The organism is Streptomyces noursei (assembly GCF_001646665.1).
Classification (GTDB): Bacteria; Actinomycetota; Actinomycetes; order Streptomycetales; family Streptomycetaceae; genus Streptomyces; species Streptomyces lavendulocolor.
Window position 1 is genome coordinate 1 of sequence record NZ_LWBU01000381.1, and the last position, 15,873, is coordinate 15,873.

General features: G+C 72.0%; 16 protein-coding genes. 7 read left to right on the forward strand and 9 right to left on the reverse strand.

Translation table 11 applies throughout. The features are described 5' to 3' along the window. Positions 1-237 precede the first annotated feature (237 nt). Positions 238-879 carry a DNA-3-methyladenine glycosylase gene (locus tag A4V12_RS30105; protein ID WP_064072633.1) on the reverse strand — a complete coding sequence of 214 codons (642 nt, stop codon included), beginning with the start codon at positions 877-879 and terminating at the stop codon, positions 238-240. An 82-nt stretch (positions 880-961) separates the two neighbouring features. Here A4V12_RS30105 and A4V12_RS30110 point away from each other — a divergent pair, with 82 nt between their 5' ends. The 3 genes from A4V12_RS30110 (at position 962) to A4V12_RS30120 (ending at position 2,997) form a co-directional block, all read left to right on the forward strand. Next, positions 962-1,744, forward strand: a complete 783-nt coding sequence (locus A4V12_RS30110; RefSeq protein ID WP_064072634.1) for a sporulation protein — start codon at positions 962-964, stop codon at positions 1,742-1,744. A gap of 44 nt (positions 1,745-1,788) precedes the next feature. Further along, positions 1,789-2,325 (forward strand): YbhB/YbcL family Raf kinase inhibitor-like protein, encoded by a 537-nt coding sequence (locus A4V12_RS30115; protein ID WP_064072645.1) that lies wholly within the window; start codon positions 1,789-1,791, stop codon positions 2,323-2,325. 165 nt (positions 2,326-2,490) lie between these two features. Then, on the forward strand, positions 2,491-2,997 hold the full coding sequence (locus A4V12_RS30120; protein WP_064072635.1) for an HNH endonuclease: 507 nt from the start codon (positions 2,491-2,493) through the stop codon (positions 2,995-2,997). 77 nt (positions 2,998-3,074) lie between these two features. Here A4V12_RS30120 and A4V12_RS30125 read toward each other — a convergent pair whose 3' ends face one another. The 4 genes from A4V12_RS30125 to A4V12_RS30140 all read right to left on the reverse strand — a co-directional run bounded on the left by A4V12_RS30125 (position 3,075) and on the right by A4V12_RS30140 (position 6,301). Beyond that, positions 3,075-3,845, reverse strand: a complete 771-nt coding sequence (locus tag A4V12_RS30125) for a sulfite exporter TauE/SafE family protein (RefSeq protein WP_064072636.1) — start codon at positions 3,843-3,845, stop codon at positions 3,075-3,077. A 77-nt stretch (positions 3,846-3,922) separates the two neighbouring features. Further along, positions 3,923-4,876, reverse strand: a complete 954-nt coding sequence (locus A4V12_RS30130) for an SPFH domain-containing protein (protein ID WP_064072637.1) — start codon at positions 4,874-4,876, stop codon at positions 3,923-3,925. 139 nt (positions 4,877-5,015) lie between these two features. Continuing rightward, entirely contained in the window at positions 5,016-5,444 is a 429-nt protein-coding gene (locus tag A4V12_RS30135; RefSeq protein ID WP_064072638.1) for an NfeD family protein, read from the reverse strand. A gap of 65 nt (positions 5,445-5,509) precedes the next feature. After that, on the reverse strand, positions 5,510-6,301 hold the full coding sequence (locus tag A4V12_RS30140) for an ABC transporter ATP-binding protein (RefSeq protein ID WP_064072639.1): 792 nt from the start codon (positions 6,299-6,301) through the stop codon (positions 5,510-5,512). Between the two features lie 197 nt (positions 6,302-6,498). Here A4V12_RS30140 and A4V12_RS30145 point away from each other — a divergent pair, with 197 nt between their 5' ends. Then, complete coding sequence (locus A4V12_RS30145; protein WP_079137470.1) at positions 6,499-7,305, forward strand: hypothetical protein; 807 nt, start codon at positions 6,499-6,501, stop codon at positions 7,303-7,305. 140 nt (positions 7,306-7,445) lie between these two features. On the opposite strand, the gene A4V12_RS30150 is transcribed toward A4V12_RS30145, so the two are convergent. The 3 genes from A4V12_RS30150 to A4V12_RS30160 form a co-directional block, all read right to left on the reverse strand. After that, entirely contained in the window at positions 7,446-7,691 is a 246-nt protein-coding gene (locus A4V12_RS30150) for a chaplin (protein ID WP_064072640.1), read from the reverse strand. 163 nt (positions 7,692-7,854) lie between these two features. Beyond that, complete coding sequence (locus A4V12_RS30155) at positions 7,855-8,517, reverse strand: response regulator (RefSeq protein WP_199831425.1); 663 nt, start codon at positions 8,515-8,517, stop codon at positions 7,855-7,857. Next, complete coding sequence (locus A4V12_RS30160; protein WP_064072641.1) at positions 8,510-9,667, reverse strand: GAF domain-containing sensor histidine kinase; 1,158 nt, start codon at positions 9,665-9,667, stop codon at positions 8,510-8,512. The genes A4V12_RS30155 and A4V12_RS30160 overlap by 8 nt, the downstream gene beginning before the upstream one ends. A 198-nt stretch (positions 9,668-9,865) precedes the next feature. On the opposite strand from A4V12_RS30160, the gene A4V12_RS30165 reads away from it, so the two are divergent. The 3 genes from A4V12_RS30165 (at position 9,866) to A4V12_RS30175 (ending at position 12,681) form a co-directional block, all read left to right on the forward strand. Next, a complete protein-coding gene (locus tag A4V12_RS30165) occupies positions 9,866-10,567 on the forward strand; it encodes an SDR family NAD(P)-dependent oxidoreductase (RefSeq protein WP_064072648.1) in 702 nt (233 codons plus the stop codon). Next, positions 10,564-11,637 carry an S-adenosylmethionine:tRNA ribosyltransferase-isomerase gene (locus tag A4V12_RS30170; protein ID WP_064072642.1) on the forward strand — a complete coding sequence of 358 codons (1,074 nt, stop codon included), beginning with the start codon at positions 10,564-10,566 and terminating at the stop codon, positions 11,635-11,637. Before A4V12_RS30165 ends, A4V12_RS30170 begins: the two co-directional genes overlap by 4 nt. Before the next feature lie 303 nt (positions 11,638-11,940). After that, complete coding sequence (locus A4V12_RS30175; RefSeq protein WP_064072643.1) at positions 11,941-12,681, forward strand: transglycosylase SLT domain-containing protein; 741 nt, start codon at positions 11,941-11,943, stop codon at positions 12,679-12,681. Between the two features lie 108 nt (positions 12,682-12,789). Here the strand turns inward: A4V12_RS30175 and A4V12_RS30180 are convergent, their stop codons facing one another. Continuing rightward, positions 12,790-15,381, reverse strand: coding sequence for an ABC transporter ATP-binding protein/permease (locus A4V12_RS30180; RefSeq protein ID WP_064072644.1), 2,592 nt, complete (start codon positions 15,379-15,381; stop codon positions 12,790-12,792). Between the last annotated feature and the right edge of the window lie 492 nt (positions 15,382-15,873).

A 15,873-nucleotide genomic window follows, 5' to 3' on the forward strand; every position in this document is an offset into this window, starting at 1 on the left:
CGGTTCGGATTCTGTTTCCGGCGGCCGTTGGAGGGCCTTTGCCTTTCGGCGCTCCACCACTTTAAACCATTTCCTCTGCGGCTCATAATCGAGCCGCTGGATTCCATTCCGGACATGCCGAAAGTCGAACCCTTTTGGGGAAGTCGATCTAGGTGGTGGATGGCTGCTCCGGGGTGCCTGGAACGGCAGGCCCGTCTCTTGCAGCTCGGTAGACGTTAGACGGTTCGCCACCTCAAGTCAAGCCCTCCGACGGCGCGGTGTGTGTGCCCGGTAGGGACTCACCGTGGGGTCGCCGTCGATCCAGAAGCGCCAGGGGTGGGTGGCTCCGTCGCCGCCCACGCCGGTGCGCGGGCCCGTGAGGACCTGGTCGGGAGGGATCGGGGTGCCGGTGAGGACGGAGAGGGGTGAGTCGGGGCCGGCGCAGGCGTCGGTGCCGTCCAGGGTGCGGTCGACGTCCAGGGCCGTCGCGAGGCGGGCCGGGCCTTTGGCCAGTTCCTTGTCGTATCGGGCCGAGAGTCGACGTTTGCGGGCGAGGTCCTGGCCGACTCGGACCTCACCGGCGCGCAGCAGCACTCCGCTCGCGAAGCCCTCGGGCCCGCACACCAGGTTCAGGCAGTGCCACATGCCGTAGGTGAAGTAGACGTAAGCGTGACCGGGGGGTCCGAACATCACGGCGTTGCGGGCGGTGCGGCCCCGGTAGGCGTGGGAGCCTGGGTCGGCTTCGCCCGCGTACGCCTCCACCTCGGTGAGGCGGAGCTCGATGGGGCCGTCGTCGGTGAGGCGTACGAGAGTGCGGCCCAGCAGGTCGGGGGCGACTTCCAGTACGGGGCGGTCGAAGAAGTCCCGCGGCAGCGGCGTACGGTCGGTGCTCTCGATCATGTCGTACGAGCGTACTGGGAACCGGCCGCGGGCCTTCCGCGTATGCGCGTATGTAGGGGTCCGGATCCGAAAAGGAGTGAACATGGGGTTCAAGAAGCTGCTCGCGAGCCTGGGGGCGGGGGGCGCGTCGGTCGAGACGGTGCTCACCGAGGCGAACGTGGTGCCCGGTGGCGTCGTGCAGGGCGAGGTGCGCATCCAGGGCGGTTCGGTCGACCAGCGGATCGAGGGGCTGTCGGTCGGTCTGCAGGCGCGGGTCGAGGTCGAGGGGGGTGACCAGGAGGTCAAGCAGGACATCGAGTTCATCAAGGTGCGGCTCGGCGGCGCCTTCGAGGTGAAGGCCGGCGCGGTGCACGTGGTGCCGTTCGGTCTGGACATCCCCTGGGAGACGCCGGTCACGACCATCGCGGGGCAGCACCTGCGCGGGATGGACATCGGCGTGTCGACCGAGCTGGAGATCGCGCGGGCCGTGGACTCCAGCGACCTGGACGCCATCAACGTGCACCCCCTGCCGGCGCAGCAGGCGATCCTGGACGCCTTCATCCAGCTGGGCTTCCGCTTCAAGAGCGCGGACATGGAGCGGGGGCACATCCGCGGGACGCGGCAGAAGCTGCCGTTCTACCAGGAGATCGAGTTCCTGCCGCCGCAGCAGTACCGGGGGCTGCACCAGGTGGAGCTGACGTTCATCGCGGACGAGCGCGAGATGGACGTCGTACTGGAGATGGACAAGAAGCCGGGGCTGTTCAGCGAGGGCAGCGACTCCTACCGGGCGTTCACCGTGGGTCTGGGCGACTTCCGGAACACCGACTGGCCCGCCTACCTGAACCAGTGGCTCGCCGATGTCGGCGGGCGCCGCAACTGGCTCTAGGCTCGGCGGGGACCATCGAGGAACAGCGAGACGGAGGTTTGGACGTGACCGTGGAGAAGAGGGCACCGCTCCCCCACGACTTCCATCCGCAGGTGCCGTCGTTCACCGTGGTGAGCGACGACATCGCGCCGGACGCCGTGCTGGCGGACGGGCAGGTCCACGCGAAGGGGAACACCTCGCCGCACCTGCGGTGGGAGGGCTTCCCGGCGGGGACGAAGAGCTTCGCCGTGACGTGCTTCGACCCGGACGCCCCGACGGGCAGCGGGTTCTGGCACTGGGTGCTGTTCGACATCCCCGCGTCGGTGACGGAGCTGCCGGCGGGCGCGGGCAGCGGGAAGTTCGAGGGGCTGCCCGAAGGGGCGGTGCACGTCCGCAACGACTACGGGTCGAAGGACTTCGGTGGTGCGGCGCCGCCGGCGGGCGAGGACCACCGTTACGTGTTCACCGTGTACGCGGTCGACACCGAGAAGCTGGGGCCGGACGCGGACGCCTCCCCCGCGGTGGTCGGGTTCAACCTGCGGTTCCACACGCTGGCGCGCGCCCAGTTGATCGGTCATTACGCGGAACCCGCGGAGAGCTGACCGTTCGCTTTTTGTTTGCCCGCTCCTGGTCTTGGAGAGATCAGGAGCGGGCATCTTTCGTTGCGCACGGATATTGCGTTGTCCAACCCGGCGCGCCCGGCCAGAGTTGGTTCCCAGCCCCAGGCCCGCCACCAGGGCAGGGCCGGCATACGGGAGGTGGGCAGGATGCGGGACACGCTGGTGCTCAACGCGAGCTTCGAGCCGCTGTCGACGGTGACGCTCAATCGTGCGGTGGTCCTCGTGCTCCAGGACAAGGCCGTGGTCGAGCAGGAGCACCCCCGTCTGCGTATGCGCGCGGCCGCCGTGGAACTGCCGGTGCCGAGGGTGATCAGGCTGTGCAGGTACGTCAGGGTGCCGTTCCGAAGACAGGCCCCGTGGTCGAGGCGGGGGGTGCTGGTACGGGACCGGCACCGGTGCGCGTACTGCGGGAGGCGCGCGACGACCGTGGACCATGTGGTTCCGCGGGCGCAGGGGGGCGGGGACAACTGGCTGAACACGGTGGCGTCCTGCGCGGAGGACAATCACCGCAAAGCGGACCGTACGCCGGAGCAGGCGGGGATGCCGCTGCTGTACGAGCCTTTCATACCGTCGCCGGCCGACGCGATGCTGCTGGCGCTCGCCGGGCGGGACCGGGCCGCGCTGCCCGACTGGCTGTCGTCGGCGGCCGCGTGAGCCGCCGCGTGTGACCGTGGCCCTGGGCCCGCTCCGTCGTCAGGACGGGGCGGGCCCTCGCCGTGTGCGGCGGGGGGTCAGCTCCTGGTGGTGAGTTGGACGATGGCGAGGATGCCGACGACGATGATCACCCCGCGCAGGACGGTCGGGGGCAGTCGGCGGCCGACCTTGGCGCCGATCTGGCCGCCGATGGTGGAGCCGACGGCGATCAGCAGGACGGCGGTCCAGTCGAAGTCGGCGACGAAGAGGAAGAACAGGGCGGCGATGGTGTTGACGACGGCCGCGAGGATGTTCTTGGTGGCGTTGAGGCGCTGCATGCTGTCGTTCAGCAGCATGCCCATGAGGGAGAGGTAGATGATCCCCTGGGCGGCGGTGAAGTAGCCGCCGTAGACACTGGCGAGGAGGAGGCCGGCGAAGAGGAGGGGGCCGCCGTCGGGGTTGCCGCCGTCGCCCTCCCGTTCGCGGCGGCGCTGCACGGCCCGGGAGATGCGGGGTTGCAGGAGGACCAGGACCAGGGCCAGGGCGACCAGCACCGGGACGATGGTCTCGAAGGCGGTGGAGGGCAGGAGGAGGAGCAGTATGGCTCCGCAGAGTCCTCCGGTGGCGGCGGCGAGGCTCAGGCGCAGGACGCGGCGGCGCTGGCCGGTGAGTTCGGCGCGGTAGCCGATGGCCCCGCTGATGGAGCCGGGGATCAGGCCGAGGGCGTTGGACACGGTGGCGGTGACCGGTGGGAGGCCGGTGGCGACCAGGACGGGGAAGGTGATGAGCGTTCCCGATCCCACGATGGTGTTGATCGTGCCGGCGCCGATGCCTGCGGCGAAGACGGCGAGCATTTCCCAGACGGTCACGCGGTGCCCTTCGTACAGGATCCGTGCTTGCGGGATCGGTGCTTGGTGCACTGATCATGCACGAAGGGGTGGGTGCGTCAGTCGACCGGGGGCTCTTCGCGGCGCTGTGCCGGGGGGCGCTCCTTGCCGGTGCCGCCGGTGTTGAAGCCGGGGGCGCCGCTGCCGAGGTTGCCGAAGGCGCCGGAGAGGCCCTTGAGGGCGTCGCCGATCTCGCTGGGGACGATCCAGAGCTTGTTGGCGTCGCCCTCGGCGATCTTGGGGAGCATCTGGAGGTACTGGTAGGAGAGGAGCTTCTGGTCGGGGTCGCCGGCGTGGATGGCCTCGAAGACGGTGCGGACGGCCTGGGCCTCGCCCTCGGCGCGCAGGGCGGCGGCCTTGGCCTCACCCTCGGCGCGGAGGATGGCGGACTGCTTCTCGCCCTCGGCGGTGAGGATCTGGGACTGCCGGATGCCCTCGGCGGTGAGGATCGCGGCGCGCTTGTCGCGGTCGGCGCGCATCTGCTTCTCCATCGAGTCCTGGATGGAGGTGGGGGGCTCGATGGCCTTGAGCTCGACGCGGTTGACGCGGATGCCCCACTTGCCGGTGGCCTCGTCGAGGACGCCGCGGAGGGCGGCGTTGATCTCCTCGCGGGAGGTGAGGGTGCGCTCCAGGTCCATGCCGCCGATGATGTTGCGGAGGGTGGTGACGGTGAGCTGCTCGATGGCCTGGATGTAGCTGGCGACCTCGTAGGTCGCGGCGCGCGCGTCGGTCACCTGGTAGTAGATGACGGTGTCGATGTTCACGACCAGGTTGTCCTGGGTGATCACCGGCTGGGGCGGGAAGGGGACGACCTGTTCGCGCAGGTCGATGCGGTTGCGGATCGAGTCGATGAACGGGACGACGATGTTCAGTCCCGCGTTGAGGGTGCGGGTGTAGCGGCCGAAGCGCTCGACGATGGCGGCGCTGGCCTGCGGGATGACCTGGATCGTCTTGATCAGGGCGATGAAGACGAGCACCACCAGGATGACCAGGACGATGATGACTGATGGCATCGTGTGTTCCCCGTGCCCTTCGCTGCCGGTTGTCTGCCGGTTCGTTGCCGGTCGGTTCGATGATCGAGTTTCGCAGACGGCGGGGCCGTGTGTGCGCCGTTCGGCGGGAGTTGACCGGGTTGCCGCGTCTGAGGCCCCATCACATCACTACGGCGGTCGCTCCGTCGATCTCGACCACGTCGACCTGGCGGCCCGGTTCGAAGACCTGGTCGGCGTCGAGGGACCGGGCGGACCAGACCTCGCCGGCCAGCTTGATGCGGCCTCCGCCGCCGTCGACGCGTTCCAGTACGACGGCCTGGCGGCCCCTCAGGGCGTCGACGTTGGTGGCGTGTTGGGGCCGTCCGTCGCGGTGGCGGGCCGCGATGGGGCGTACCACGGCGATGAGGGCGACCGACACGGCGGCGAAGACCACCACTTGGGCGACCACGCCGAAGCCGAGAGCCGCGGTGAGGGCGCCGGCGGTCGCGCCCACGGACAGCATTCCGAATTCCGGCATCGCGGTCAGTACGAGCGGGATGCCGAGTCCCACCGCGCCGATCAGCCACCAGACCCATGCGTCGATGTCCACGGGGTCATGGTAGGACCGGGGGTCGGGTCGCGGACAGGGCGCGGTGGGTGCGGGTGCCCGTCCGGCTACGACAGGGGCAGGCCCTGTGCGGTGTAGCGGTCGCCGACGCGCTCGACGACGAGCGGCAGTCCGAAGCAGTGGGAGAGGTTGCGGGAGGTCAGCTCCATCTCCACCGGTCCGGCGGCGAGGACCTTGCCCTGACGGATCATCAGGACGTGGGTGAAGCCCGGCGGGATCTCCTCGACGTGGTGGGTGACCATGATCATGGAGGGGGCGTAGGCGTCACGGGCGAGGCGGCCGAGGCGGCGCACCAGGTCCTCACGGCCGCCGAGGTCGAGGCCGGCGGCGGGCTCGTCGAGGAGCAGCAGCTCGGGGTCGGTCATCATGGCGCGGGCGATCAGGGTGCGCTTGCGCTCGCCCTCGGAGAGGGTGCCGAAGCTGCGGTCGAGGTACTCGGTCATGCCGAGGCGGTCGAGGAAGGCGCGGGCGCGGTCCTCGTCGACGGCGTCGTAGTTCTCGTGCCAGGTCGCGGTCATGCCGTACGCGGCGGTGAGGACGGTCTGGAGGACGGTCTGCCGCTTGGGCAGCTTCTCGGCCATGGCGATGCCGGCCATGCCGATGCGCGGGCGGAGGTCGAAGACGTCGACCTTGCCGAGCTGGTCCCCGAGGATGCGGGCGGTGCCGGAGCTGGGGAAGAGGTAGCTGGAGGCGACGTTGAGGAGGGTGGTCTTGCCGGCGCCGTTGGGGCCGAGGATGGCCCAGCGCTCGCCCTCCTTGACCGACCAGGAGACGTCTTCCACCAGAGCGCGTCCGTCGCGGACCACGGATACGTCCACCAGCTCCAGTACATCGCTCATGAGCGCGTTGTCTCCCCTATGCGGTCGAGTCTCGTCGTCGCCGGCGCCTGCGGGCGCGGCTCCCAGGGGAAAACCTACGCCACTGGTGGCGCGGCCCCGTCCTTAGGTCTCCTTTGGTCCGTCCGGGTCCGGCCGCGGGGCGGTGGCGGACGCCGGGAGCCCGGCATGATCGGCGAGACGCCCCCTAGGGTTGGGGGATGCTTTCGGAACCACGTTCAGGACGGTTGGCCGCATGGGGGAACGCCCTGCTGGCCGGGTTGGTGTCGCCGGATGAGGCCGTGCTCGCGATCGTCGGGGACGACGCCGTGCACCGGGTGGAGGGGCTGCCGGGCGAGCGGGGGCCGGTCGGGCTGACGCTCGCGCTGGGCCGGCTGCGGGCGCTGGGGGTCGCGGGGTGGCGGGTGGCGCTGCCGGCGCCGGGTCATCCGCTGGGGCTGAGCGGTCCGCCGGCGTTCAACGCCCGGGCGCTGGATGCGGAGGAGGCGGCTGTCGGGTACGGGGCGCCCTTCGGTCTCGTGCCCGAGGTGTACGAGGCGGGGCCCGAGGGCGACGTGCACGTGGAGGTGGTGTGGCACTGCCTGCCGGTGCGGGAGGCGCCGCCGGCGGACGTGCCGTCGCTCGGGGAGGCGGAGCGGGAGCTGGCGGAGGCGCTGCGCGAGGCGACGGTGGTGCTGACGCGGCTGGACGTGGCGGCGTCGGGGCCGGTGGCGGAGGCCGCGCTGGACGCGTACCGGGCGCGGGCGGAGGCGGGGCGGGAGGTGCTGGCGCCGGGGTATCCGCCGCGGGCGGTGCGGGTGCTGGAGATGGCCCAGCGGGTGGGGCTGCTGGTGTCGCTGGCGTACTCACCGGCGTACGGGATCGGGGGCGCGCACGGCGGGGCGGTGAGCGCCTCGGAGATGGCGGCGCGCCGGGAGGCGCTGCGGCCGGTGGAGCGGGTGGCCCGGCGGGCGCAGGTGGCGGCGTTCAACGCGTGGGTGGAGGAGAGGGAGCGCGAGCGGGGGTGACGCGCCCGGCAGGGGCGGTGCGGCTGCGTCCCGTGCGCGGTGGGGATCGGCGGGGCGGCCGCCGGGTGCGGGCCGTGCGCCGCGGGGCCGTCCGGGCGGCGGGGACGGCCCCCAGGTGGGGCTGGGGGCCGGGCCGGTCGTCAGTGGTTGACGGCGGTGTTGCCGAAGGCCGGGTTCAGGAGGCCGATCACGTTGACGCTGTTGCCCGAGACGTTCACCGGGACGTGGACCGGGACCTGAACCAGGTTGCCGGAGGCGACGCCGGGCGACCCGATGGCCGCGCCGTCCGCGTGGGCACCGCTGCTGGCGGACGCGGCGCCCGCGGCGGCGGCCACGAGTCCGCCGGCGACCATGGTGACGGCTGCGGCCTTCTTCAGGTTCTTCACTTCGCACATCCTCCGTTGACTACCGCCGCGGCGATCACCGCGGCACGCCATGGAGAACGCCCACGCGGCGCCCAGGTTGCGCCGAGTGGGTGACATACACCCGACGGTATGAATTTTGTACGGGTGGGGGCGCGCCGGTTGACCCCGTCCCGTCCGGCCGGGGTCAGTCGGCCAGGCCGTGGCGGACCGCCCAGAGCGCCGCCTGGGTCCGGTCGGCGAGGTCCAGCTTCATCAGGATGTTCGACACGTGCGTCTTGACGGTCTTCTCGGAGAGCACCAGGGCCCGGGCGATCTCGCGATTGGAGCGGCCGTCCGCGATCAGGCCCAGCACCTCCCGCTCGCGCTCGGTGAGCATGCCGCCCCGGCCCGTACCGCCGTTCGCGTCCTCCTGGGAGAGGAGCGCCATCGCCACCTCCGGCTGGAGCAGGACGTGGCCCGCGTGCACCGACCGGATCGCGCCGGCCAGCGCGTCCGGGTCGACGTCCTTGTAGACGTATCCCGAGGCGCCCGCCCGGAGGGCGGGGACCACCGTGCGCTGCTCGGTGAAGCTGGTGACGATCAGCACCTTGGCGGGGTTGGCCAGCTCCTGGAGCCGGCGCAGCGCCTCGACGCCGTCCATCCCGGGCATCTTGACGTCCATCAGGACCACGTCGGGCCGCAGCTCCTCGGCACGCTCCACGCCCTCGGCGCCGTCGCCCGCCTCCCCCACGACCTCGATGTCGTCCTGGACCTCCAGGAACGTGCGCAGTCCGCGGCGCACCACCTGGTGGTCGTCGACCAGCAGGACACGGATCCCGGTCTTCCGACCGGATGCGGCCTCAGCCACCGGGGACCTCCATCTCGATCGTGGTGCCCTTGCCGGGCTCCGACTGAACCGTGAGCCTGCCGCCGACGCCGCCGGCCCGGTCCCTCATCGAGACGAGGCCGAGGTGGCGCCCCGCCCGCCGGACCGAGCGAGGGTCGAACCCCTTGCCGTCGTCGGTGACGCTCAGCAGCGCGCCCTGGCCGTGCCGTACGAGGGACACGGCGACCCGGTCGGCGCCGGAGTGGCGCAGCGCGTTGTGCAGCGCCTCCTGGGCGACCCGGAGCACGGCCTCCTCCTGCGCGGCGGGCAGGGCGCGCACGCCCGAGCTCTCGAAGGTGACGTGCGCGCTGTGGGCGCGGTCCAGGACCTGGATCTGCGTACGGAGGGTGTGCACCAGGCCGTCCTCGTCCAGTGCGGCGGGGCGCAGCTCCACGACCGCGGCGCGCAGCTCGTCCGCCGCCTCGGCGGCGAGTGCGGCGACCTGCTGGAGCTCTCCCTTGGCGCGGGCCGGGTCGCGGTCGACGAGGGCGGTGGCGGCCTGGGCGGTGAGGCGGAGGGAGAACAGCTTCTGGCTGACCGCGTCGTGCAGCTCGTGGGCGAGCCGCGAGCGCTCCTCGGCGATGGTCAGCTCCCGGCTGCGCTCGTACAGCCGGGCGTTGGTGAGGGCGATGGCCGCGTGCTGGGCGAGGATGCCGAGCAGTTCCTCGTCGTCCTCGGTGAAGCCGCAGCCGCCCGCGGGGGCCGCGCCCTCGGGGCAGCGCTTGTTGGCGAGGAAGAGGGCGCCGATCGTCTCGTCTCCGTCCCTGATCGGCAGGCCCAGGAAGTCGGACATGTCGGGGTGGGCGGCGGGCCAGCCCTCGAACCGGGGGTCCTTGCGGACGTCGGCGAGGCGCTCGGGCCTCGCCTCGTGGAGCATCGCCGCGAGGATGCCGTGCTGGCGCGGCAGCGGGCCGATGGCCTTCCACTGCTCCTCGCTGACACCGTCCACGACGAACTGGGCGAAGCCCCCGTGGTCGTCGGGGACGCCCAGGGCCGCGTACTCCGCGTCGAGCAGCTCGCGGGCGGAGGCGACGATCGTCTTGAGGACGTCGCGGACCTCCAGGTGCCTGCTCATGGCGAGCAGGGCGGTGCTGACGGCGGCGAGGCCGGAGCCGGGCGGTCGATCGGTCATGCGTTCACGGTACCGGCGGGGTGTGACGGTCCGTATCGGACCGGGGACGGCGTCCGGACGGGTCGCAGGCCCTAGGTCGAAGTTCCCCGCGGAGCGGGGCTCGGGGCCGAGGCGGGGGCCGTGGGGAGGGTTCCAGGCTGGGGGCATCGGCTTCCCGGACCGCGGGAGGTTCTCGATCGTTCCAAGGGGATGGGTGTCATGGCTGTCGCGATCGTCACGGGTGCGTCGAAGGGACTGGGGCGGGCACTGGCCGTCGCCCTCGCCCGGCGGGGCTGGGACCTGGTGCTGGACGCCAGGACCGCCTCCGTGCTGGAGGAGGCCGCGCGCGAGGCGCGGGCGCACGGGACGCGGGTGGTGGCGCTGCCGGGGGACGTCGGGGACGGCGGGCACCGGGAGGCGCTGGTGGCGGCGGCGCGGGAGCTGGGCGGGCTGGACCTGCTGGTGAGCAATGCGAGCGCGCTGGGTGCCGAGCCCCTGGTGCGGCTGGACGCGCTGCCGCTGGAGGGGCTGCGGGTGGCGCTGGAGGTGAACGTGGTGGCCGCCCTGGGGCTGGTGCAGGAGGCGCTGCCGCTGCTGCGGGCGAGCGGGGCCGGGACGGTGATCGCGGTCAGCTCGGACGCGGCGGCGGAGGCGTACGGGACGTGGGGAGGTTACGGGGCGTCCAAGGCGGCGCTGGACCAGCTGGCGGCGGTTCTGGCGGTGGAGGAGCCGGGGCTGCGGGTGTGGGCGGTCGACCCGGGTGACATGCGGACCGACCTGTACCAGGCGGCCGTCCCGGTGGACGATCCCTCCGGGCGTCCGCTTCCGGAATCGGTGGTGCCGGCCTTCCTGCGGCTGCTGGCCGAGCGGCCGGCGAGCGGGCGGTACACGGCGCCGGCCCTGCTGGAGGTGGCGGCGTGAGCGTGCCGACGGCGCTGCGGGTGCCTGCGGAGCTGTCCGCGCGGGTGCCGGCGGAGCAGCGGGGTTCGGGGCGGGACGACGTGCGGCTGATGGTGTCGCGGGGGACGGCGGTGTCGCACCACGCGTTCCGGGAGCTGCCGGGGCTGCTGCGGGCCGGGGACGTACTGGTGGTGAACACCTCGCCGACGCTGGCCGCCGCGGTGACCGGGCGCCTGGGCGGGGACGGCGGCGAGACGGTGGTCGTGCACTTCTCCACGTGGGGGGACGACGGCCGCTGGTCGGTGGAGCTGCGGAACCCGGACGGGCGGGGCACCACCCGGCCGCGGCGCGGGGGGCCCGCGGGCGCCGTGGTGCGGTTGCCGGGCGGGGCGCAGCTGGTGCTGGAGGAGTCGCTGGTGGCGGGGCCGTCGGGGGGCGGGCGCCTGTGGTGGGCTTCGGTGTCGGTGGGTGTGCCGGGGCTGCTGGCGGGGTACGGGCGTCCCATCCGGTACGGCTACACCGACCGGGACCAGTCGCCGGCCGCGTACCAGACGGTCTTCGCGCGTCCGGCACGGGACGGGGCGGGGTCGGCGGAGATGCCGAGTGCGGCGCGGCCGTTCACGGCGGGCCTGGTGACGGAGCTGGTGAGCCGGGGCGTGCAGGTGGCGCCGGTGGTGCTGCACACGGGGGTGGCGTCGGCGGAGGCGCACGAGCCGCCGTACCCGGAGCGCTTCGAGGTGCCGGAGTCCACCGCGTGGCTGGTCGGGGCGGCCCGTGCGGGGGGCGGGCGGATCGTGGCCGTGGGGACGACGGCGGTGCGGGCGCTGGAGTCGGCGGCCGGTGAGGACGGGGTGGTGCGGCCGGCGGGTGGCTGGACGGACCTGGTGGTGACGCCCCGGCGCGGGGTGCGCGCCGTGGACGGGCTGCTGACCGGGCTGCACGAGCCGGAGGCGTCGCACCTGCTGCTGCTGGAGGCGGTGGCCGGGAGGGAGGCGCTGGGCCTGGCGTACGCCGAGGCGCTGAGGCGGCGCTACCTCTGGCACGAGTTCGGGGACGTCCATCTCGTCCTGCCGGAGGAGGCCCCTCACTGAGCGCATTGCTCGTGCAACAGATGGTGAGACGGCCATGGGCCCGATGTGAGCCCGCGCATAGGACCCAGGTCACTTACGAAGACGGCTAGTGGTGCGGATAAGAATCGGATGAGTGCTGGTGGGGCGGGTGCGTGACGGGCGCGGACGCGCTCTTCGGCACCCGCTGATCCACTACCCGGCTTCGTACGTCACACCTTTGCCCCAGGATTTTGCTGCCGCTAAGAATTGCATCCGTCGCCCGCCGAGCAGGCGAAGCGCCGCCCTGGCCTTGCGACGTCCCGCGATTCGAAGAGGTACGACTGCATGTCCGCGTTCAGCACCCGCCCCGGCTTCAGCCGTCTCAAGAAGAACCACAAGCTTTCCCTGGCCGGCGTCGCCACCCTGAGCGCCGCCGCGCTCACGTTCTCGATCGTTCCCGGCAACGACGCCGCCGCCGAGACGGAGCCGCAGACCGTGGCCGCCGCCGCTGCCGCCCCGGTCGCGCTGGTCAACACGCAGAGCAAGCCGCTGCACCTCGGCATCACCGAGCAGCAGACCACCATCGAGCTGAAGGCGAAGGCCGACGCCGCCGCCAAGGCGAAGGCCGCCGCCGCTGCCAAGGCCCAGGCCGCCGCCAAGGCGAAGGCCGCCGCCGCGGCGAAGGCGAAGGCCGAGGCCGCTGCGGAGAAGCGTGCCGCCGCCAAGGCCGCCGCCAGCCGCGCCGCCGCCCGCAAGCCGGTGTTCGCCAACAACCTCGACGGCTGGATCCGCGAGGCGATGCACATCATGAAGAAGCACAACATCCCGGGCACCTACGAGGGCATCCACCGCAACATCATGCGGGAGTCCAGCGGTAACCCCCGGGCCATCAACAACTGGGACATCAACGCCATCAACGGCGTCCCGTCCAAGGGCCTGCTCCAGGTCATCTACCCGACCTTCAAGGCCTACCACGTGCCGGGCACCAAGTTCGACCAGTACGACCCGGTCGCCAACATCGTCGCCGCCTGCAACTACGCGGCCGACCGCTACGGCTCCATGGACAACGTGAACAGCGCCTACTGAGCCGGTTCACCCGCGCCGGAGGCCGGCGCCGACATGCCGAAGGGCGGCACCCCCGTGCGGGGTGCCGCCCTTCGGCGCGTCTGTCGCCACGTACCGCGTACGCCGGTCCTACTTGCGCATGACCTCGGGCTCGTGGCGGCGCAGCAGGCGCGCCACGATCACGCCGCAGATGGCGCCGAGCGCCAGGAGCGCGCCCATGTCGACCATCCACTGACCCACCTCGTGGTCCCACAGCGGGTCCGTCTCGGTGGGGTCGTCCTGGTTCGGGAACAGCCGGTTGAGGTCGGCGGTGGTTCCGGCGGCGGCGACGGCCCAGCGGGACGGCATCAGGTACGAGAACTCGTTGACGCCGACCTGGCCGTGCAGGGTGAACAGGCAGCCGGTGAAGACGACCTGGATGATCGCGAACATCACCAGCAGCGGCATGGTCTTCTCGGCGGTCTTCACCAGCGAGGAGATGATCAGGCCGAACATCATCGAGGTGAAGCCCAGCGCCATGATCGGCAGGCTCAGCTCCAGCCGCACCAGGGACGACCCGAAGAGCAGTCCCTCGTCCGGCACCTTGCGCATGCCGAAGCCGATGCCACCGATGATCGCGCCCTGCAGGATGGTGATCAGACCGAGGACGATCACCTTCGACATCAGATACGCCGAACGTGACAGGCCCGTGGCCCGTTCCCGTTCGTAGATCACCCGCTCCTTGATCAGTTCTCGTACGGAGTTGGCGGCGCCCGCGAAGCACGCGCCGACCGCCAGGATCAGCAGGATCGTCGCCGCGCTGGTGTTGGGGCCGCGGGGGCTCGGCCGGAGCCCGTGGTCGGAGCTGATCAGCGTGCTGACCACGCCGAGGACGGCGGGCAGGATCACCATCAGCGCCATGAAGCCCTTGTCGGAGGCGATGACGGAGAGGTAGCGGCGGATCAGGGTCCACAGCTGCGCGCCCCAGCCCTGCGGCTTGGGCGGGCGCATGGCCTGGGCCGGCGGCATCTGGACGGACTGGGCGGCGACGGCGTCGATGTCCGCGGCGTACATCTGGTAGTGCTGCGAGCCCTTCCAGCGGCCCGACCAGTCGTAGTCGCGGTAGTTCTCGAACGCGGAGAAGACGTCGGCCCAGGTCTCGTAGCCGAAGAAGTTGAGCGCCTCCTCCGGCGGGCCGAAGTACGCCACCGAGCCGCCGGGCGCCATGACCAGCAGCTTGTCGCAGAGCGCGAGCTCGGCGACGGAGTGGGTGACGACGAGGACCGTGCGGCCGTCGTCGGCCAGCCCGCGCAGGAGCTGCATGACGTCGCGGTCCATGCCCGGGTCGAGGCCGGAGGTCGGCTCGTCCAGGAAGATCAGGGACGGCTTCGTCAGCAGCTCCAGCGCCACGGAGACGCGCTTGCGCTGACCGCCGGAGAGGGCGGTGATCTTCTTGGTCTTGTGGATGTCGAGCTTCAGCTCGCGCAGGACCTCGTCGATCCGCGCCTCGCGCTCCTGCGCGGTGGTGTCCGCGGGGAAGCGGAGCTTCGCGGCGTACTTGAGCGCGGTGCGGACGGTCAGCTCCTTGTGCAGGATGTCGTCCTGCGGGACCAGACCGATGCGCTGACGCAGCTCGGCGAACTGCTTGTAGAGGTTCCGGTTGTCGTAGAGGACGTCGCCCTGGTTGGCGGGGCGGTAGCCGGTGAGCGCCTTGAGGAGCGTCGACTTGCCGGAACCGGACGGGCCGATGACCGCGACGAGCGACTTCTCGGGAACGCCGAACGAGACGTCCTTGAGGATCTGCTTGCCGCCGTCGACCGTGACGGTGAGGTGGCGGGCCGAGAAGGAGACCTCGCCGGTGTCGACGAACTCCTCGAGCCGGTCGCCGACCAGCCGGAACGTCGAGTGGCCGACGCCGACGATGTCGTTCGGGCCGATGAGCGCGGTGCCGGACTTGGCGAGCGGCTGGCCGTTGACGTACGTGCCGTTGTGCGAGCCGAGGTCGCGGATCTCGAAGCGGCCGTCGGGCGTCGCGTGGAACTCGGCGTGGTGGCGCGAGACCTGGAGGTCGGAGACGACCAGTTCGTTCTCGAGCGCACGACCGATGCGCATCACGCGGCCGAGGGCCAGCTGGTGGAAGGTGGTGGGGCTGCGCTCGCCGTGGACCGGCTCGGCCATCGGGGCGCCGCCGCCCTGGCCCGGGCCCTTCTGCGCGAGCTGCTCGGCGGGGCCGGGGTGGCCGGCGGGGCCGGGCTGCTGGTGCGGGACGTGCGGCTGGGCCGGGGCGTGCGCCTGCTGCTGGGGCTGCTGCGGCTGTTGGTGCGGCGCGGCCGGGGCCTGCTGCTGCCAGGCCTGCTGGGCCTGCTGCGGCGGCGCCTGGTGGCCGGCGGCGGCCTGCGGGGCCTGGGCCTGGCCAACTGGCTGAGCGCTGTACGCGCCCGCTCCCGCCGCGGCGTCGGTCAGGCTCACCCGCGGGCCGTCGGTCGCGTTGCCCAGGTGCACGGCCGAGCCGGGGGCGATCTCCATCTGGTGGATCCGCTGGCCCTGCACATACGTGCCGTTGGTCGAGCCGTGGTCCTCGATGACCCAACTGCGGCCGTTCCAGCTGACCGTGGCGTGCCGCCACGAGACCCTGGCGTCGTCGATCACCAGGTCACCCTGCGGATCACGTCCGAGGGTGTACGACCTGGACGGATCGAGAGTCCAGGTCCTTCCGTTCAATTCCAGTACGAGTTCCGGCACTCCATGCCCCACTACTTGTCCCCCGAGTTCCCCCCGTCGCAGGGAGTCTAGGGATGGCGAACATCGGGTGGAACTATTTCAGGCCCGGCGCCGGAATCGAAAGTCGGGCGGTGTGAAGAGAGCGCGCAGGCGCTCCGGTGCCCTGTCGCCGCGCGCCGTCGACCCGGGCGAAATGCACCCGGAGCCCATCAAGTCGCCATGTGTGGGTACGGACGGGACGCGAGCCGGGCAACTCGGGACCCCTGGGCGGCCCTTCGGAGGGTCCGTACGCTCCCGGGCGGCGCCGGCCGGGGAATTGGCCGGGGCACCGGGTGAGGGGGTGTGATCCTGGCCTCGATCACCGGCGGTGAGCCGCGCGCCGGTCGCCGTGCCGGGCACGGCGGGCATGGCGGCCGGGGCATGGGGGCCGGGGGGGGCGGGGTGGGCGGGCGGGGGGGGCCGGGCCGGGGGGGGGGGCGGGCGGGCGGGGCGGGGGCGTGAGCCCGGGGGCGG

Coding starts and splice junctions, on each gene's coding strand:
- A4V12_RS30110 (WP_064072634.1), top strand. CDS start 962: ATGGGGTTCAAGAAGCTGCTCGCGAGCCTGGGGGCGGGGGGCGCGTCG.
- A4V12_RS30120 (WP_064072635.1), top strand. CDS start 2,491: ATGCGGGACACGCTGGTGCTCAACGCGAGCTTCGAGCCGCTGTCGACG.
- A4V12_RS30175 (WP_064072643.1), top strand. CDS start 11,941: ATGTCCGCGTTCAGCACCCGCCCCGGCTTCAGCCGTCTCAAGAAGAAC.
- A4V12_RS30165 (WP_064072648.1), top strand. CDS start 9,866: ATGGCTGTCGCGATCGTCACGGGTGCGTCGAAGGGACTGGGGCGGGCA.
- A4V12_RS30160 (WP_064072641.1), bottom strand. CDS start 9,667: ATGACCGATCGACCGCCCGGCTCCGGCCTCGCCGCCGTCAGCACCGCC.
- A4V12_RS30130 (WP_064072637.1), bottom strand. CDS start 4,876: ATGCCATCAGTCATCATCGTCCTGGTCATCCTGGTGGTGCTCGTCTTC.
- A4V12_RS30140 (WP_064072639.1), bottom strand. CDS start 6,301: ATGAGCGATGTACTGGAGCTGGTGGACGTATCCGTGGTCCGCGACGGA.
- A4V12_RS30145 (WP_079137470.1), top strand. CDS start 6,499: ATGCTTTCGGAACCACGTTCAGGACGGTTGGCCGCATGGGGGAACGCC.
- A4V12_RS30105 (WP_064072633.1), bottom strand. CDS start 879: ATGATCGAGAGCACCGACCGTACGCCGCTGCCGCGGGACTTCTTCGAC.